Genomic DNA, 14,180 nt, shown 5'->3' with positions numbered 1-14,180 from the left:
TGCCGATGGCCTCGGCGTCAGTAGGCGTTGCCGCGCGGACCGGCGGTCGCCCGGCGGCGTCATGCGGCTCGGCCGCGGCAGTGGGTGCCGTGTCGGGGTTCACGTCGCATCTCCTGTCGGTGAGAGGGCTGCACGGTGCTCGGCGCGCAGCCGGGCCAGGGTCCGCCGGCCGCGTTCGACCAGCTCGGGATCGCGGTGGGCGACGCCGTACGCGATCCCGCTCACGGAATCGAGCGCTGCGTCGATGACGAGGCGGGGTTCCTCAGCGGCGGTCAGGGACCTGCCGTACCCGGCCAGAAACGCCTCGAACAAGTCGACGCGGCCGGCCCAGGCGTCGGACAGGCGGACAAGGTCCCGTACGGCCGGGCCCGGCTCGCTGCGCTCGAAGTCGATCACCGCGACGAAGACATCAAGGGCGTCCGACTCGTCAGGGGTGAACAGGACGTTGCGGAGCTGGAGATCTCCGTGGGTCTCCACCCATTCCAGCGGTGGTAGGTCCTCGGCCTGCCGGACGAGCTCGCGGACGAACTCCTCATCACCCGGGAGCAGATGAGACCGTGCTCCGGCCAGGTGCAGGTCGGCCTTGGTCACGGCCGGGCCGCTGCCGGCCGGAGCGGGCCGTGGGGGGGAGGACTGGTGGATGCGGCGGGCCAGCGCGCCGATCCGTTGGAAGACAGCCCTCTCCCGGTCCGGTGCCAGAACGGTGCCGTGCAGCGGGTGGCCCGGCACCGCGGTGAGGACCACCGCCCGCAGGGTCTCGTCGGCGGCGACCAGCCGGGGCGCGGCCGCCCCCAGCTCTCGCGCCCACGTCCGTAGTCCTCGCACCTCCCTGGAGTGGAACCGCTCGCTCTGGTGCACCTTCACGTACCAGGTGCCGCCCTGGACGCCGTGGACCCGCCACACGCGGCTCTCCTCGCGCGCCCATGACGTATCCGTCCACTGCGTGATCCGGCCGACTGCCTGCTCCGCGAACTCCACCACCGCGGCGTCGGGGCGTGCGGTAGACGCCTGGCCGGTCACGTCCGGCACGTGGCGCAACCGGTCGGCGCCGGGGTCGAAGGCGATGCTGTCGCCGGGCAGTTGGAAGTGCACGGCGAGGCGTGCGCCGGCGCTGTAGGCGTCCAGGCCTGCACGGCAGTACGCCACCATCTGGGCGGGCAGCGCGTGAAGGGATGCCCAGTCCATCGCGTCGCAGACGTCCGGCTCCGCGATCCCGGGCGCGCCTTTCCACCTCCGGACCTCGAAGAAGTGCCCGCTACGGCTGGCGCCTCCGGGGCTGCGGTGGTGCACGGTCACGGCGGCCCGCACGTCGGCCGGGTCGATGACGACACCAGTCTCCTCCCGCGCCTCGCGGATCAGGGCGGTGACGACGTCCTCGTGCGGACCGTCCAGATGCCCCGACGGCAGGTGCCACAGGCCGGCGGCGTACACCTGCCCGGCCCGCCGCGACAGCAAGATCTGCGGCCCGTCAGCGGTCTCCCGGCGCAGGATCAGGTGGACGTCCACCGGCTCGGTGTGCCGCTGCCCGCCGCTCATCGCGCTCCCTCCGGACGTCGGGCGAGCAGAATCCTGAACGTCGTCTCCTCGACCAGAGACCCGTCCATCGCGTGCGCGTGGAGAAGTGCGAGGGCCTCGTCCTCGAACGCCTGATGCCGCTCTGCGAAGAGGCCAGCCCCGGCGAAGGACGTGGTGCGCAGGTAACCGAGTACCTTCCGCGGCGCCCAGGTGCGGGTCACGGGGAAGAGGTGTTCGGTGACGTCCTTGAACGCTGAGGCGGCGAGGTCCTCCTGGTACGAGCGGCGGGGCTCGGCGTAGGAACTGCGGGCGCCCGCCCGGCGCTCGTCGCCCAGGTAGAGCTGGATCAGCTCGCGCAGCGCACGGGTCCAGTCGGCGTCGTGGGTCCACAGGCTCCCGTCGCCCATGATCGCCACTGCGGCACCCGGTGTGGCGACCCGGTCTGCCATCTCCAGGACCGACGGACCGTCCATCCAGTGGTAGGACCGGCAGCAGGTGATCAGGTCCGGGCCGGAATCCGGTTCGCCGGGCAGCGTCGCGAGCGGCTCGTAGGCGTCGGCCGCCGCGTGGACCAGGGTGAGGGTGCAGTTGCCGAGCACGGGGGCGAGGGCTTGCCCGGCCTGGCGCAGCATCTGCGGGCTGACCTCGACCGCTTCGATGTGCGTCAGGCCGGCGCTGGCGGACAGGAGCGCGAAGGGCACCTGCCCGGTTCCGGTGCCCAGGTCGAGCAGCACCGGGGAAGGGCGGCCCCGCAGCGCGTCGGTGAGCAGGCGCACCGCCGCGTCCGGCAAGCCTGGGCGGTGGCGGGCGTAGGTCGAGGCCGCGGCCTCGAACATTGCCTCCTGCTCCGGTGGGAGGCCCGGAATGGGACCGTCGGGGTAGGTCACGAAGTGGCTCCCTCATCGAGCGGGTGGGGGGCGGGTAGTTGCCAGGACAGGCGTCCGCACTCGGAGGCGGCCCGCTGCCTACCGTCCACGTCGAAGAGGAGGCGGTAGCGGTCTGGGGAGCGTGCGGCCCGCCACCGGTCGGCGAGGTCCTGGATCTCTTTCCAGATGTCCCGCGGCCCGTTGACGGTGACGCTCCAGCGCCGGTGGCCCACCGCCTCCGCGCGCATCCAGGATCCGCAGCCGGGCGCGCCGATCACGACGTGCTCGGCGCCGAAGTCCCGGACCAGGCCACCGCCGAGGAGATGGTCGGCCGCCAGCCAGAAACCGCGGTCGCTGTCCGGGGGCGGCGCCAGCATGCTCCGTTGAGTCCATGTGCCCGGCTCGGTGGCCATGCGCTGCCGGAACTCCTTCGTGAGCCAGATCCGCGCCACGCCGTGTCCCGCCCGGTGGGCGAACTCCACGGCCCGCAGCTCCGCCGTAATCTGCCCGTCGGCGGTGCGCTCGACAACGGCGAGGCCGGGCCACGACGGGGACGCACTGCTCACGTGCGCCAGCAGTTTGCCCCCGGGAGCGAGTTGTTCGACGAGGGCCGTGGGCACGCGCTCCAGCGTGTACGACACGAAGATCCGGTCGAACTCCCGCCCCGCAACGCCCTGTTCTCCTGACCCGCACACCACCTCCGGACGGAACCCGAGATCGGCCAGCCGGGCCGCAGCCGCGTCAGTGAGGTGCCGATCCCGGTCGAGGGAGACCACCCCCTGGTCGCCGCAGACCTGGCAGGCCACCGCGGCGGTCACTCCCGCTCCCGTCCCGACGTCCAGCACCCGCAGACCCGGACGCAGATCCAGCTCCTCCAGCAGCGAGGCGGTCAGACCCATCACCGTCGACATTGACGTGATCGACGCCCCCGACCGCGTCCCGCGCGCCCGGCCCACCAACGGCTCGCCGTCGTGCTGGACGAGCACACTGACCCCGCCGTACAGCAGCCCGAGCAGCTCGGGGCGGTCCTGCGGCGCCGACCAGTCCAGCAGGTCCCACCGCGGCGGCTCCTCGCTCGGCGCACTGCGCCGTACGTACGCCTGCGGCATCAGAACCTCGCGCGGCAGGGCGAGCAGCGCCTCACGTACCGGGCCGGCCGCCAGATCGCCGGCCTTCTCCAGGCGGGCGACCATCGCTGCCCGGGCTGCAGCAGCACCGCGATCACCCCGGGTGCCGCGGCTGTCCGCCGACCCGGTGACTTCTGCCGTCTCCGTGTGGAAGGGGTCCGTAGTGGAAAACGTCGCTGGAGCGTGCGCAGCTGGGGAAGCGGGCCTTCGCGTGGTGTCCCCGGTGTTCAGGTCCGTCATGTGGCGCCTCCGTCCAACGAGCTCTCACGGCGGATGTCTGCGGCGGCCGCCGCTCCAGGGGCCGGCACCTGAGGTGGAGGGCCGGGGCGCGGTAGTTCTTCGGCAGGCGCGGGTTCCTCCCGCTCGGGCGGGGCACCGGGCATCTGCCGCAGGCCGCGCAGCGGAGAGAGCGCCAGGACCAGGAGCGGCACAGTGAGCAGAAAGGCACCGACGACCAGGGCGGCCCGGACACCGGCCCACGTCCCCAGTGCGCCGGCGAGCAGCGCGCCGACCGGCCTGGCACCCGATGTCAACCAGGTGCTCACCGCCTGCATCCGTGCCTGCATGCGGGAGTTGGTGATGATCTGACGGATTGACCGCTGGGTGGTGCCCGCCGCACCCGCGCACGCCAACTGCACGAACAGCGCCGCACCGATCACGATCTGCCAGCCAAGGCCGGGAGAGGCGAGCAGCAGCGGAATCTGGGTCACCGGCGTGATCGCGAGCGCGGCCAGCATCATCGGCCCGGGCCCGATCCGTCGAGCAAGGGCAGGGGCGAGGAGCGCGCCGGCGGCCGCGCCCAGGGCGCCGAGCCCCAGCACGACACCGAACGCCGTGGTGCTCATCGCAAGGGTGCGCAGCAGGTTTGTTTCAGCAGAGATCGTGTCCCCCGCAGGCCGTGTCGCTTTGGACAGGCCGAGTCTCTGGAACGTGTGGCGCTACAACGGACCACCCTGTGTCCCTTTCTCCACTGCCGCCTATGGCGGACATCACTTCTCGCCACACTCGGAGACCAACGAGAACTCTACGGACGGGAGACGCCCAGGTGGTCGTTCTCGGTGCCGATCGACGACTCGGCCTTCTGTACGGGAAGGGTGCGGCAGCGTCACAGATACAGATACTCCGCATCCAAGTGCGCAGTCGTCGCCGCAGGGACGAATGCGGCCGGTTTTTCGCAGGTTCATTCGGAGGTGGTCTCAACGGCGTCGGTGAGGATAGTCGCCGGTGGCGAACATCGCTGTAGCGGCGCGAACTCACGGGGCTGCTGCGGGAGACCGAGGAGCGGTGGCACGGGCTGTTCGCCCGCGAGGGCAGACGCCTGGAGTGCGATACGGGCGAGGTGCCGGACGACGTACGCGTCCCGGGCGGGCCCGTCGCCGAGATCCTCGGCGTGCTGCTCGACAACGCCCGCCTCCACGGACACGGCACCGTGCGCGTCACGGTCCGCGACCTCGACGACGCCCTCGCCCTGGACATCGCCGACGAGGGCACGGCAGACGGTGACTCCGCGCGGCTGTTCGAGCGCGGGCACACCGAGGGCGGGGCGGGCACGGGCATCGGTCTCGCGCTCGCCCGCGACCTCGCTGTCTCCCTCGGGGGCCGGCTCTCCCTGGCGAACCGCGCGCCGACAACGTTCACGCTGCTGCTCCCGGTTCGGGCCGCAGGAGTACACGGGGCGGACGACCGGAACGAGTCGGACGGTCGCCGGGGCGATGCGGATCCTCAGGACGAGGCCGGGCAGGGCGGTCCGGGCGGGTGCTGAGGGCGGGTCATCCGTACGACCCTGTTCGCGGCCGTCTTCTGCAACAGCCCGTACGCGAGGACCGGCAGCAGCAGGTGCGGCTTGTCGGGCAGGGTCGTGGTGATCAGGACCGCGCTCGCACTGCTGTTGTTCATCCCGCAGGCGAGGGTGAGAGAGGAGGCGGCCGGGGCGTCCAGACGCAGGACGCGCGCCGCGAGCCGTCCTACCGCGAAGGACAGCGCGCATACGACCGCCGCCACGACCGGTGCCGCGATCAGCAGCAGCGGACGGGGATGGGCCAGGAAGGCACCCAGGGCGCCGCTCGCGTTCACGTACGTCAGGACCACCGAGCCGGCCAGCGCCACGGGCACGGTCCAGCGCACCGCACCCTCCAGCAGCCGCGCCGGCAGGACGAGACGGCACATGAGGCCCGCCGCGCATGGCAGTACGACTTGTGTGAAGGCGAAACCGCTGTTCATCGTGTCCCTGACCGGGCCCAGCGCGTCCGGGTAGCCGCCGCTGAGCAGCGGAGCCAGCGCGCCCACCGTCACGGGGATCGTGAGCGGGCTGACCAGCGTGGACGCGAGGACGAGACCGACCATGGTCGGCTGGTCACCGTGCCCCTTGCCGGTCCAGACCGTCGCCCCCGCGGCCACCGGCATCGCGACGATCAGGATCATCGCGGTGACCAGACCGCTGCCACCGTCGGCGTCCGGCGAGCGGCGCAGCAAAAGCGCCACCAGCGGGATGATCAGCAGCGGCGCCGCAAGATGCAGGATCAGCCCCGCCAGCAGGGCCCGGGGCCGCCGCAGCAACTGTCCCAGCGCGCGCACGGGGACCTGCAGTCCGGCCGAGAACAGGACCAGCGAGAGCAGTAACGGGGCCATGTGCAGGGGAAGCCCAGTCCCCGCCAGGGTATGCGTGTGGCGCAGCCACCGGCCCGGGCCGGGCAGCAGCACGGCGGCGAGATACGCGAGCGCGACGGCCCGTCCGAGACGGCGGCGCAGCCAGTGCGTCGCGTGGTCGGCACAGGTGCGGCCGTGGGAGTGGGGGATGGTCATGGCAGCACGCTTCCGTCGTGGGGGCTGAGCTGGGACGGAGCGCCGGTATGACCGGGTGGGCCGTGTCGCTGTGCATGGCAGACATGTTCCCCGCGCGGGCCGGCGGGGGCGGGTGATGCCGCGCGGCAGTCAGGATGTGTTCAGGTTCCCGCTGGCCCCCGGCCACCGTCTGCGCTGGAACAAGGTGCCCGAAGTCACCGTGTACTTCTGGGTGATCAAGGTGCTGTGCACGACGGTCGGCGAGACCGCGGCCGACCTGCTGAACGAGAAGGCCGGACTGGGCCTGACCGGTGTGTCGCTGCTGATGAGCGCGCTGCTTGCGGTGGTCCTCGTCGTCCAGTTCCGCACCACCGCCTACCGGCCCGGCGTGTACTGGACGGCCGTGGCCCTGATCAGTGTCGTCGGCACCCTGGTCAGTGACAACCTGACCGACAACCTGGGCGTACCGCTGGAGACCACCACCGCGGTGTTCGCCGTCCTCCTGACGGTCGTGTCGCCGCGGTTGTGGGACGCGGCCATGTTCGTCCCGCAGTCGAACTTCGACACCGAGCTCGGTGATCACCAGTACTGGCGGCGCGTTTTGACGCCGCGCTTCACCGGCCCCGGCCTGGGCGCGCAGCGGGAGCCGCCGTCCCCCTGCTTGACGGGCTGATCGACACGATGCCGGCCTCGGGGCGGGGCCGCGGTAGAGCGCCGCGTGCATGGCCTTGGCGGTCAGTTCGGCGGCGTGCTTGGCGGGCCGGTACCCACCCCGCCGTCCTTCCGCGTCGCGCAGCACCAATCCCTTGTCGTACAGGCGCCTGAGAATGGTGTGCACGGTGTTGTGGGCGGGTCCGCCGCCGATCTCCGCCTGGGTCTCGGCAGGCGTCAAGGGCTGAGCGGCGGCCCACAGCGCGCCGCGGACCTCGCTCTCCAGTTCGCCCGCCTTGCGTAGTTCCGCTCTGGGGGATGCGCGCGGCCCCCGGACCCGATCGGTCGGCGGTCAGAGCTGCCCCGGCCTCGGCGCCGACCAGAAGACGCGGGACCAGGAATGCCCCTCGCGCCGCCCTCGCGCCGCGTGCCCCGTGTCGTGGCGAGACGATGCCTGATCCGGCCGTCGAAACTCCTGATCCGGCCGTCGAAACTACGGTGGTGATATGGCGGTGATCAACAGTTGGGGACGGGGAGCGCAAGGTCGGATCCGCGCCTTGGACGCGTTGGGCTCGGCCGTGCTGTTCGGGCTGTCAGTCGTGGCTGCCTCGGTCCAACCGCACCAGCACCAGTTCGTGGTGCGGTGGCCCACCGTGGCTCTGGCAGCCGTCGGCTGCTCCGCGTTGGTGTGGCGGCATCGCCACCCGTTCGGCGTACTGGCCGTCACCATTGGCTGTGGGGTGGTCTTTCAACTGCTCGGGGTTCGAGACAGCCCGCTGGTGACAAGCCCGGTTCTGTTGTCTGTCTACAACGTGGCCGTACGGACCAACCGGCGTACCGCCTGGACCGTGGCAGCTGTCTCGGCCGCCGTCCTGGTCAGCGCCGCCGTGTTGGGCGCGCCGGCGTCGTGGCTGGACCCGGAGAAGGCCGCGATGCTGGCTTGGACAGCTCTGCCGGCCGCCGTCGGGGACGGGGTGCGTTCACGCCGCGCCTATGTGGCGGCCGTGGAGGAACGGGCTGAGCACGCGGAGCGCACTCGTGAGCAGGAGGCACAGCAGCGTGTGGCGGCCGAACGCGTCCGCATCGCACGTGACCTGCACGACATCGTCGCGCACCACATCGCCTTGATCAACGCTCAGGCAGGCGTCGCCGTCCATCTGGTGGACCAGCGACCGGAACAAATCCTCACGGCTCTGGAGGACATCCGGGACACAAGCCGCTCCGCGCTGGACGAACTGCGGGTGACCGTGGGCCTGCTCCGGCAGTCCGACGACCCGGTCGCGTCTCGCGACCCGATGCCGGGCCTCGCGCAGGTACCGGCCCTGCTGGCGTCGTTCGAGCGCGCCGGGCTGGCCGTGAGCCACGCCCGGCGCGGCACGGCCGAACCACTGGAGCCGGCGGCCGACCTGGCCGCGTACCGCATCGTGCAGGAGTCCCTGACCAACGTGCGCAAGCACGCCGGAGCCGACCGCGCCCGGTTGTTCCTGCACTACCAACGTGGACGGCTGACGATCACCGTGGAGGACGACGGGTCCGCCCGACCGCACCTTGCTCGCCCTGGGGCCGGTCACGGGCTGATCGGGATGCGCGAGCGGGCTGCCACCATCGGGGGCAGGCTGTATGCGGGGCCCCGCGCTGAGGGCGGCTTCACCGTGACCGCCGAACTGCCGCTGCGCGCCGGCTGCCCCGGCCCGGAGCGGGATCGGAGAAATGGGCATGACGATTCGTCTACTGCTTGCCGATGACCAGGCCCTGTTGCGGGGCACGTTCCGCATGCTGTTCGACGCCACGGATGACATGGAGACCGTGGCCGAGGCGTCCAACGGACGCGAGGCGGTCGAGTTGGCCGCCGCGGAGCGACCGGATGTGGTTCTGATGGACATCCGCATGCCGGAGATGGACGGCATCGAGGCGACACGTCTCATCAAGGAATCCGAAGACCTCGCAGGCGTGAGGGTGCTCGTCCTGACCACCTTCGAGGATGACGAGCACGTCGCCGAGGCCCTGCGCGCGGGTGCGAGCGGCTTTCTCGGCAAGGGCGCGCGACCAGAGGAGCTTCTCGATGCCGTCCGCACCGTCGCGGACGGCGAGGCGCTGCTGTCCCCGTCGGCGACCCGAGCGTTGATCACGCGATTTCTGGCCCAGCCGGATCCATGCCCAGCAGCCGTACACGCGCGGCTGGAGTGCTTGACGCCGCGGGAACGCGACGTCACGACCCTCGTGGCGCTGGGCCTGACCAACAACGAGATCGCCCACCGCCTGTTCGTCAGCCCGCTGACCGCCAAGACCCACATCAACCGGGCCATGAGCAAGCTGGCAGTGCGTGACCGTGCCCAGCTCGTGGTCATCGCCTACCAGTGCGGGCTGGTCAGCTCGGCGTCCGAACCAAGGCACCCGCAGGTGCCCGCATAGGGCGATGTTCCGCTGTTCACCCCGGCAGTAGGCCGACGGGATATGTACCGCGACCGTGGTAGCCAAAAATCGCTGCGCGGGGACGACGCGCCGACGGCCCTTCGTGGGCGAGGGTGAGACCTGGAACGGAGGTTTCGCCATGACAGAAGCCCACTGCCTGACCGAGAAGTCCGGCGAGAAGACGGCCATCGAGGAATGCCGCACGGTCCGTGAACTACTGTGCGGCCACGCGCTCAAGACGCCCGCCCCCGAGGAGGCGAGCGCGGTGCGGGCTCACCTGGCAACCTGCGACACATGCCGGGACACACACGACTGCCGCGCATCCGTGCCCGCGCACCTGTCCCTGCTGCGCGACGCCCTGGCGTGTGACAGAGGCCGACACACGCGGGCGTGCGCGGCCACCCACGCCGATCGCCGCCACGCCTCGCCCCGTCGCGGCAGGCCAGACCCTTCGGCCGTGACCATGCAGATCACGCTGTCCCAGTGGGTCAGCAGGACCACGTCGTCCATCAGGTGAGCAGACCCCGCCCCGCTGCCACTGATGCGCTCGGGAAACACGGCCCGACAGGACTACTCACGTCGGCGGTCTGATCTTGCGTGGCGGGCCGGTCGGCGCGGTGCCCGGGCCCGGGCGGTGCAGGTGGTGACGGGCGACGAGTTCGAGCGTCACCGCGACCGCGACGGACTGCACGGCCATGAGCGCGATCAGGACGAACAACTGCACCGCTCCGGCCATGACGGGGCCGGCACCTCCCAGGAGCATGCCGACGAACGCGCCGGGGAGCGTGACCAGCCCGACGGTGCGGGTCTGGTCGAGGCCGGGCAGGAGTGCGTCGGAGGCCGCGGGGCGCGCGATCTCCATCCGTGCGTCCCGGTCCGGGAAGCCCAGTGCCATCGCGGCTTCCACCTCGCCGTGGCGCTGGGTCAGCTCGTCCAGGGCGCGCCGTCCGGCCAGTACGGTCACGGTGAGCGCGCCGCCGATGAGCTGGCCGGTGATCGGGATCAGGGCGATGCCCTTCACGGGGACGAGTCCTGTCAGCAGGAGCGCCGCGACGACCGGGAGCACGCCGGAGGCGATCGGGGCGGCCGTCAGCCACCAGGTGTGATTGCTGGTGATTCTCCGGCCGGCCGTACGCACCGCCACCGTGAACATCATGACGAGGAACGCCAACAGCCCCAGCACGGACTTGACGGCCCAGGCAATGACCACCGAGACCACGGCGAGCTGGACGGCGGCACGGAACCCGGCGACGAGGATCTCCCGCGCCCTGTTCTTGTACGGGTGAGGGTCGAGACGGAACCAGCCCGCGACCGCCGCCGCCACCAGGAGCAGCACGGTGAGCAGGACACCCAGGGATATGTTGACCGGTAGCAGAGACGCCGCGCTCGAAGTCACGTCTCCCACCTTAGGAGCCCGCTGCCCGGGTCGGTGTCCAGCCTGATCCCGCGTGCTCCCAAGGCGTCTCAGCAGTCATGACACGTGATTCGATCGAGGCAAGGTGTGGGCTCTGCCCCGGTGTGCGTACCGCCCCGATGTTCAGCCGCAGCCGTCCGATCTCGGGAGGCGATAGGCCGATCCGAGTTGGTAGTCGCCTCGTCTGGGGGCCTTGAGCCGAGTCCAGACACCAGTGTGTTCGATACATGCGCCTGGTGCGTTGAGCCAGGGAGAGTAGGCGATCCGTACGATTGTTGACCCTGGCGAGGGCATGTGTACGACGAGGCTTGCTTCGTCTTTGCGGAGGGCGGTTGCCGGAGCGGACACCAGTGGTTCGGGTTCCTGCAAGCGGTAGACGGCCCAGCCGTTGTCTCGCCATACGGGCTTGAGCCACCCTGGTGGGTGCTTGACGAGGCTGGCTTCGCTGAGGCCGGCGCCGTCGGGTTGACCGAGAGGCAGGACGACCAGGCCCACTGCCCAACGATCCAGCCATGCGCGGTACTTCGTGGCACTGAATGTGCCGTCGTAGAAGAGGCGACCACGCTCGACGTCGAGCTGACGGTTCCAGCCGCGTGCCATATTGACGTGCGGGGCGAGAAGGTATGCCTCGCGGTGGGTACGGGTGGGGACGACCTCGACGCGAGTGCGGTCCGCGTGCAGCCGGTCGAGCGCGGCGATCACGCCGTCGGTGCTTTCGGCCCATGACGGCAAGGGGCGGGAGGCAGCCGCATCGTCGTATGTGTTACTGATCATCCAGCCTGCGCAGGTGACCAGCATGGTCGCAAGTGCTGCGTGCGGGAGGGCGTGACGCGGCGCGCGGATCGGGAAGCGGGTCAACAACGCCGCGAAGAGAACAGGGGGCCCGGTGAGCATGGCCAGCCGGTCGACGTTCGCACCCATCGGCGACGCGAGGGAGAAAGTCACGAGGACGCCGATGGCGTAGGCGACCGCGCTGTAGCGCACGAGGCGCCAGCCGCGAGGCGCTGCCCACCCCAGGGCCGCGCAGAGGATCAGCGGAATCCACAGCTTGTCCCTGGACATGGGTTGCTCGCCGGTGAAAGGGAACATCAGGGTGACCGCGCCGGTCAGCAGGACGGGCGGAGCGATGAGTGAGGCGGCCTTCGCCCACTGCCGGTCCAGCAGATACGCGGCACCGGCCACAGTGAGGAAGGCTCCGGCGACCGGACTTGTACACGCGCTGAGAGCGGCCAGCACCGCGCACGTCACGGTGGCAACCCGTCTGTGGGAGAACTGGAGTGCGAGAAGCGCCAGCAGCCCGACGGCCGTGCCCAGCGTGAACGTGCTCCGTCCGGACGCCACGTTGCACCACACAGCCAGTGCTCCCAGCAGTGCGGACCATAGCGCGCCCCGGACTTTCGCCCGGACGAGCAGGGACGCCAGAGCCCAGGTCCCGGCGAGTCCGGCGGCCACGGACACCGTCCTGACACCGAACGTCGCCATCGCCACCGGGGCGAGAAGGCTGTAGTTGAAGATGTGTATGCCGCCGTACCACGACAGGTTGTATGCGGATCCAGGGTGGCGCGCCATGAACCCGGTCCACGCGAGTTGAGCCGCGAGATCGCCTCCTCCGGTAGCGAGGAACGCCGCCCACAGAACGTAGAGGGGGACGGCGACCGCGGTTGCGGCAAGAGGCACGCGCCACCTGAAGATGGAGGGCTCGGGCGCGGCCGGGTTGCAGGGCCCGCCTCTGTGGCCGGCCTCGCTGCCCGCCCTTCCACTCCCGTACACGGCGGGAGCGTTCTCCACCGTGGGACTGGTGGCTGAGGGGTACTCGGAACCTGGCTCGAGCCTTCGATCGGGCGCCGGCTCGCGTCCTGGCGCCCTGTTTCCGATATGCACCGAAACGAGGCTAAGGGCTGTCCTACCTTCTTGACGTGGGCCTGCTCTGGTCGTTCGTAGGATCGGAGGGCCCGGGGGCTTCGGGTATGGCTGTAAAGGTTGAGCCGCGAGATGGCTTACGGGACTTGGCCGCCCGAAGCCCCACGACGACCCGACCGCCAATTGGGATACGCGACTTGATCGCTGCTGTAGGACAACGCCGGCGAGGTCGTCTGCGGGTTCCATGTGCGACGAGTTGGCGGAGGGGAACGTGCCCGACATCTGGGCCGGTGTGGACATCGGCAAGACACATCACTACGCCGTGGCGATCAACGCGGAGGGCAAAAGGCTGTTGTCCCGCCGGATCCGAAATGATGAGACCGAACTGCTGACACTGATCGGCGACGTGTTGGAGAAATCCGATGACGTGTTGTGGGCCGTCGACCTTAACCATGGCGGTGCTGCCCTGCTGATCGGTCTGCTCACCGCTCATGGCCAGTCTGTCGCCTACCTCACCGGCCTGGCGGTGCACCGGGCCGCGGCAACCTACCGCGGCGAGGGAAAGACCGACGCGAAGGACGCCTTCGTCATCGCCGACCAGGCACGCATCCGCCGGGACCTGGGACTGCTCAGGCCCGGCGACGAGATCGCCATCGACCTGCGCACGCTGACGACCAGACGTCTGGACCTCGTCTTCGATCGCACCCGTCAGATCAACCGGCTCCGCGCCCAACTGCTGGAGATCTTCCCTGCGTTGGAGCGGGCACTGGATTTGACCAACAAAGGTCCGGTGATGCTGCTGACGGGATACCAGACTCCGGCCGCAATCAGGCGAGCAGGCGCGAAGCGGATCGAGACCTGGCTCAAGAACCGCAAAGTTAAAGGTGCTGCCGCACTGGCTCACGCCGTGGCGGAAGCCGCCCAGGCTCAACACGCCGCGCTGCCCGGCGAGACGCTGGCCGCCGCGATGGTGGTTCGCCTCTCAAGGGCAGTGATGGCCCTCGAAGAAGAGATTGCGGAACTCGACGCCCTCATCGAAGCCCGGTTTCATGAACATCCGCTGGCCGGCGTGATCCGCAGCCTGCCCGGCATGGGCACCAGGCTCGGCGCGGAGTTCATCGCCGCAACGGGCGGCGACATGGACGCCTTCGGCAGTGCCGACCGCCTGGCCGGCTTCGCGGGTCTCGCCCCGCAGCCCCGAGACTCGGGCCGTGTCAGCGGCAACCTGCGCAGACCCCGCCGCTATCACCGCGGTCTGCTCCGGACCATGTACTTGTCGGCGATGGCCAGCCTCAAGTCCTGTCCTGACTCCAAGGTGTACTACCAACGCAAGCGGCGAGAAGGGAAAGGCCACAAGCAGGCTTTGCTTGCCCTGGCTCGTCGTCGCGTCAACGTTCTGTGGGCGATGATCCGTGACGGAGCGTGCTATCAGGCGCCACTTCTAGTTGCAGCTGCGGGTTGACATCAGCATTGGGAAGTCCCGTCGTCCCTGGTGGATCAGCGCGCGGCGTCATCGTAAGGCGAAAGGACGTCCGCGTTTTCTGGTGTGTGCGT

General features: G+C 70.2%; 12 protein-coding genes and 2 pseudogenes. 6 read left to right on the top strand and 8 right to left on the bottom strand.

Annotated elements, in window-relative coordinates:
* Positions 1–99: 99 nt before the first annotated feature.
* The 4 genes from STRTUCAR8_RS27085 to STRTUCAR8_RS27070 all read right to left on the bottom strand — a co-directional run bounded on the left by STRTUCAR8_RS27085 (position 100) and on the right by STRTUCAR8_RS27070 (position 4,368).
* Positions 100–1,536, bottom strand: coding sequence for a phosphotransferase (locus STRTUCAR8_RS27085; RefSeq protein WP_006378716.1), 1,437 nt, complete (start codon positions 1,534–1,536; stop codon positions 100–102).
* Positions 1,533–2,402 carry a class I SAM-dependent methyltransferase gene (locus tag STRTUCAR8_RS27080; RefSeq protein ID WP_234372667.1) on the bottom strand — a complete coding sequence of 290 codons (870 nt, stop codon included), beginning with the start codon at positions 2,400–2,402 and terminating at the stop codon, positions 1,533–1,535. Before STRTUCAR8_RS27080 ends, STRTUCAR8_RS27085 begins: the two co-directional genes overlap by 4 nt.
* Positions 2,399–3,574 (bottom strand): protein-L-isoaspartate O-methyltransferase family protein, encoded by a 1,176-nt coding sequence (locus STRTUCAR8_RS27075; protein WP_044472870.1) that lies wholly within the window; start codon positions 3,572–3,574, stop codon positions 2,399–2,401. Before STRTUCAR8_RS27075 ends, STRTUCAR8_RS27080 begins: the two co-directional genes overlap by 4 nt.
* 170 nt (positions 3,575–3,744) lie before the next feature.
* Positions 3,745–4,368: an MFS transporter gene (locus tag STRTUCAR8_RS27070; protein WP_267889070.1), complete on the bottom strand. Its 624-nt coding sequence runs from the start codon at positions 4,366–4,368 to the stop codon at positions 3,745–3,747.
* Positions 4,369–4,847: 479 nt separating this feature from the next.
* On the opposite strand from STRTUCAR8_RS27070, the gene STRTUCAR8_RS27065 reads away from it, so the two are divergent.
* On the top strand, positions 4,848–5,270 hold the full coding sequence (locus STRTUCAR8_RS27065; protein ID WP_006378559.1) for a sensor histidine kinase: 423 nt from the start codon (positions 4,848–4,850) through the stop codon (positions 5,268–5,270).
* On the opposite strand, the gene STRTUCAR8_RS27060 is transcribed toward STRTUCAR8_RS27065, so the two are convergent.
* The gene (locus STRTUCAR8_RS27060; RefSeq protein WP_006378849.1) at positions 5,231–6,310 is read right to left on the bottom strand and encodes a bile acid:sodium symporter family protein; all 1,080 of its coding nucleotides are present in this window, start codon (positions 6,308–6,310) and stop codon (positions 5,231–5,233) included. The two genes, STRTUCAR8_RS27065 and STRTUCAR8_RS27060, sit on opposite strands and share 40 nt — an antisense overlap.
* A gap of 115 nt (positions 6,311–6,425) precedes the next feature.
* Here STRTUCAR8_RS27060 and STRTUCAR8_RS27055 point away from each other — a divergent pair.
* Positions 6,426–6,804, top strand: a pseudogene (locus STRTUCAR8_RS27055) (COG4705 family protein); the annotation flags it as partial.
* A gap of 206 nt (positions 6,805–7,010) precedes the next feature.
* Here the strand turns inward: STRTUCAR8_RS27055 and STRTUCAR8_RS55190 are convergent.
* Positions 7,011–7,226, bottom strand: a pseudogene (locus STRTUCAR8_RS55190) (BlaI/MecI/CopY family transcriptional regulator); the annotation flags it as partial.
* A 220-nt stretch (positions 7,227–7,446) separates the two neighbouring features.
* Here STRTUCAR8_RS55190 and STRTUCAR8_RS27050 point away from each other — a divergent pair.
* The 3 genes from STRTUCAR8_RS27050 (at position 7,447) to STRTUCAR8_RS27040 (ending at position 9,869) form a co-directional block, all read left to right on the top strand.
* A complete protein-coding gene (locus STRTUCAR8_RS27050; RefSeq protein WP_044472869.1) occupies positions 7,447–8,685 on the top strand; it encodes a sensor histidine kinase in 1,239 nt (412 codons plus the stop codon).
* The gene (locus STRTUCAR8_RS27045) at positions 8,657–9,352 is read left to right on the top strand and encodes a response regulator transcription factor (protein WP_006379123.1); all 696 of its coding nucleotides are present in this window, start codon (positions 8,657–8,659) and stop codon (positions 9,350–9,352) included. Before STRTUCAR8_RS27050 ends, STRTUCAR8_RS27045 begins: the two co-directional genes overlap by 29 nt.
* Before the next feature lie 139 nt (positions 9,353–9,491).
* Positions 9,492–9,869 carry a zf-HC2 domain-containing protein gene (locus STRTUCAR8_RS27040; RefSeq protein WP_006379257.1) on the top strand — a complete coding sequence of 126 codons (378 nt, stop codon included), beginning with the start codon at positions 9,492–9,494 and terminating at the stop codon, positions 9,867–9,869.
* Between the two features lie 57 nt (positions 9,870–9,926).
* Here the strand turns inward: STRTUCAR8_RS27040 and STRTUCAR8_RS27035 are convergent, their stop codons facing one another.
* Positions 9,927–10,748, bottom strand: coding sequence for an ABC transporter permease (locus tag STRTUCAR8_RS27035; protein ID WP_044472868.1), 822 nt, complete (start codon positions 10,746–10,748; stop codon positions 9,927–9,929).
* A 141-nt stretch (positions 10,749–10,889) separates the two neighbouring features.
* Positions 10,890–12,443 carry a hypothetical protein gene (locus STRTUCAR8_RS27030; protein WP_044472867.1) on the bottom strand — a complete coding sequence of 518 codons (1,554 nt, stop codon included), beginning with the start codon at positions 12,441–12,443 and terminating at the stop codon, positions 10,890–10,892.
* Positions 12,444–12,870: 427 nt separating this feature from the next.
* Between STRTUCAR8_RS27030 and STRTUCAR8_RS27025 the strand changes: the two genes are divergently transcribed.
* A complete protein-coding gene (locus STRTUCAR8_RS27025; RefSeq protein ID WP_006379157.1) occupies positions 12,871–14,088 on the top strand; it encodes an IS110 family RNA-guided transposase in 1,218 nt (405 codons plus the stop codon).
* The last annotated feature ends 92 nt before the right edge of the window (positions 14,089–14,180 follow it).

Origin of the sequence: Streptomyces turgidiscabies Car8, from assembly GCF_000331005.1 — a bacterium.
GTDB lineage: Bacteria > Actinomycetota > Actinomycetes > Streptomycetales > Streptomycetaceae > Streptomyces > Streptomyces turgidiscabies.
This window is presented reverse-complemented; position numbering and strand designations above follow the sequence as displayed.

Bases quoted from the DNA above. Each gene is read 5' to 3' on its own strand.
- STRTUCAR8_RS27075 (WP_044472870.1), bottom strand. From the start codon at position 3,574: ATGGTCGCCCGCCTGGAGAAGGCCGGCGATCTGGCGGCCGGCCCGGTA.
- STRTUCAR8_RS27085 (WP_006378716.1), bottom strand. From the start codon at position 1,536: ATGAGCGGCGGGCAGCGGCACACCGAGCCGGTGGACGTCCACCTGATC.
- STRTUCAR8_RS27050 (WP_044472869.1), top strand. From the start codon at position 7,447: ATGGCGGTGATCAACAGTTGGGGACGGGGAGCGCAAGGTCGGATCCGC.
- STRTUCAR8_RS27040 (WP_006379257.1), top strand. From the start codon at position 9,492: ATGACAGAAGCCCACTGCCTGACCGAGAAGTCCGGCGAGAAGACGGCC.
- STRTUCAR8_RS27025 (WP_006379157.1), top strand. From the start codon at position 12,871: ATGTGCGACGAGTTGGCGGAGGGGAACGTGCCCGACATCTGGGCCGGT.
- STRTUCAR8_RS27060 (WP_006378849.1), bottom strand. From the start codon at position 6,310: ATGACCATCCCCCACTCCCACGGCCGCACCTGTGCCGACCACGCGACG.
- STRTUCAR8_RS27045 (WP_006379123.1), top strand. From the start codon at position 8,657: ATGACGATTCGTCTACTGCTTGCCGATGACCAGGCCCTGTTGCGGGGC.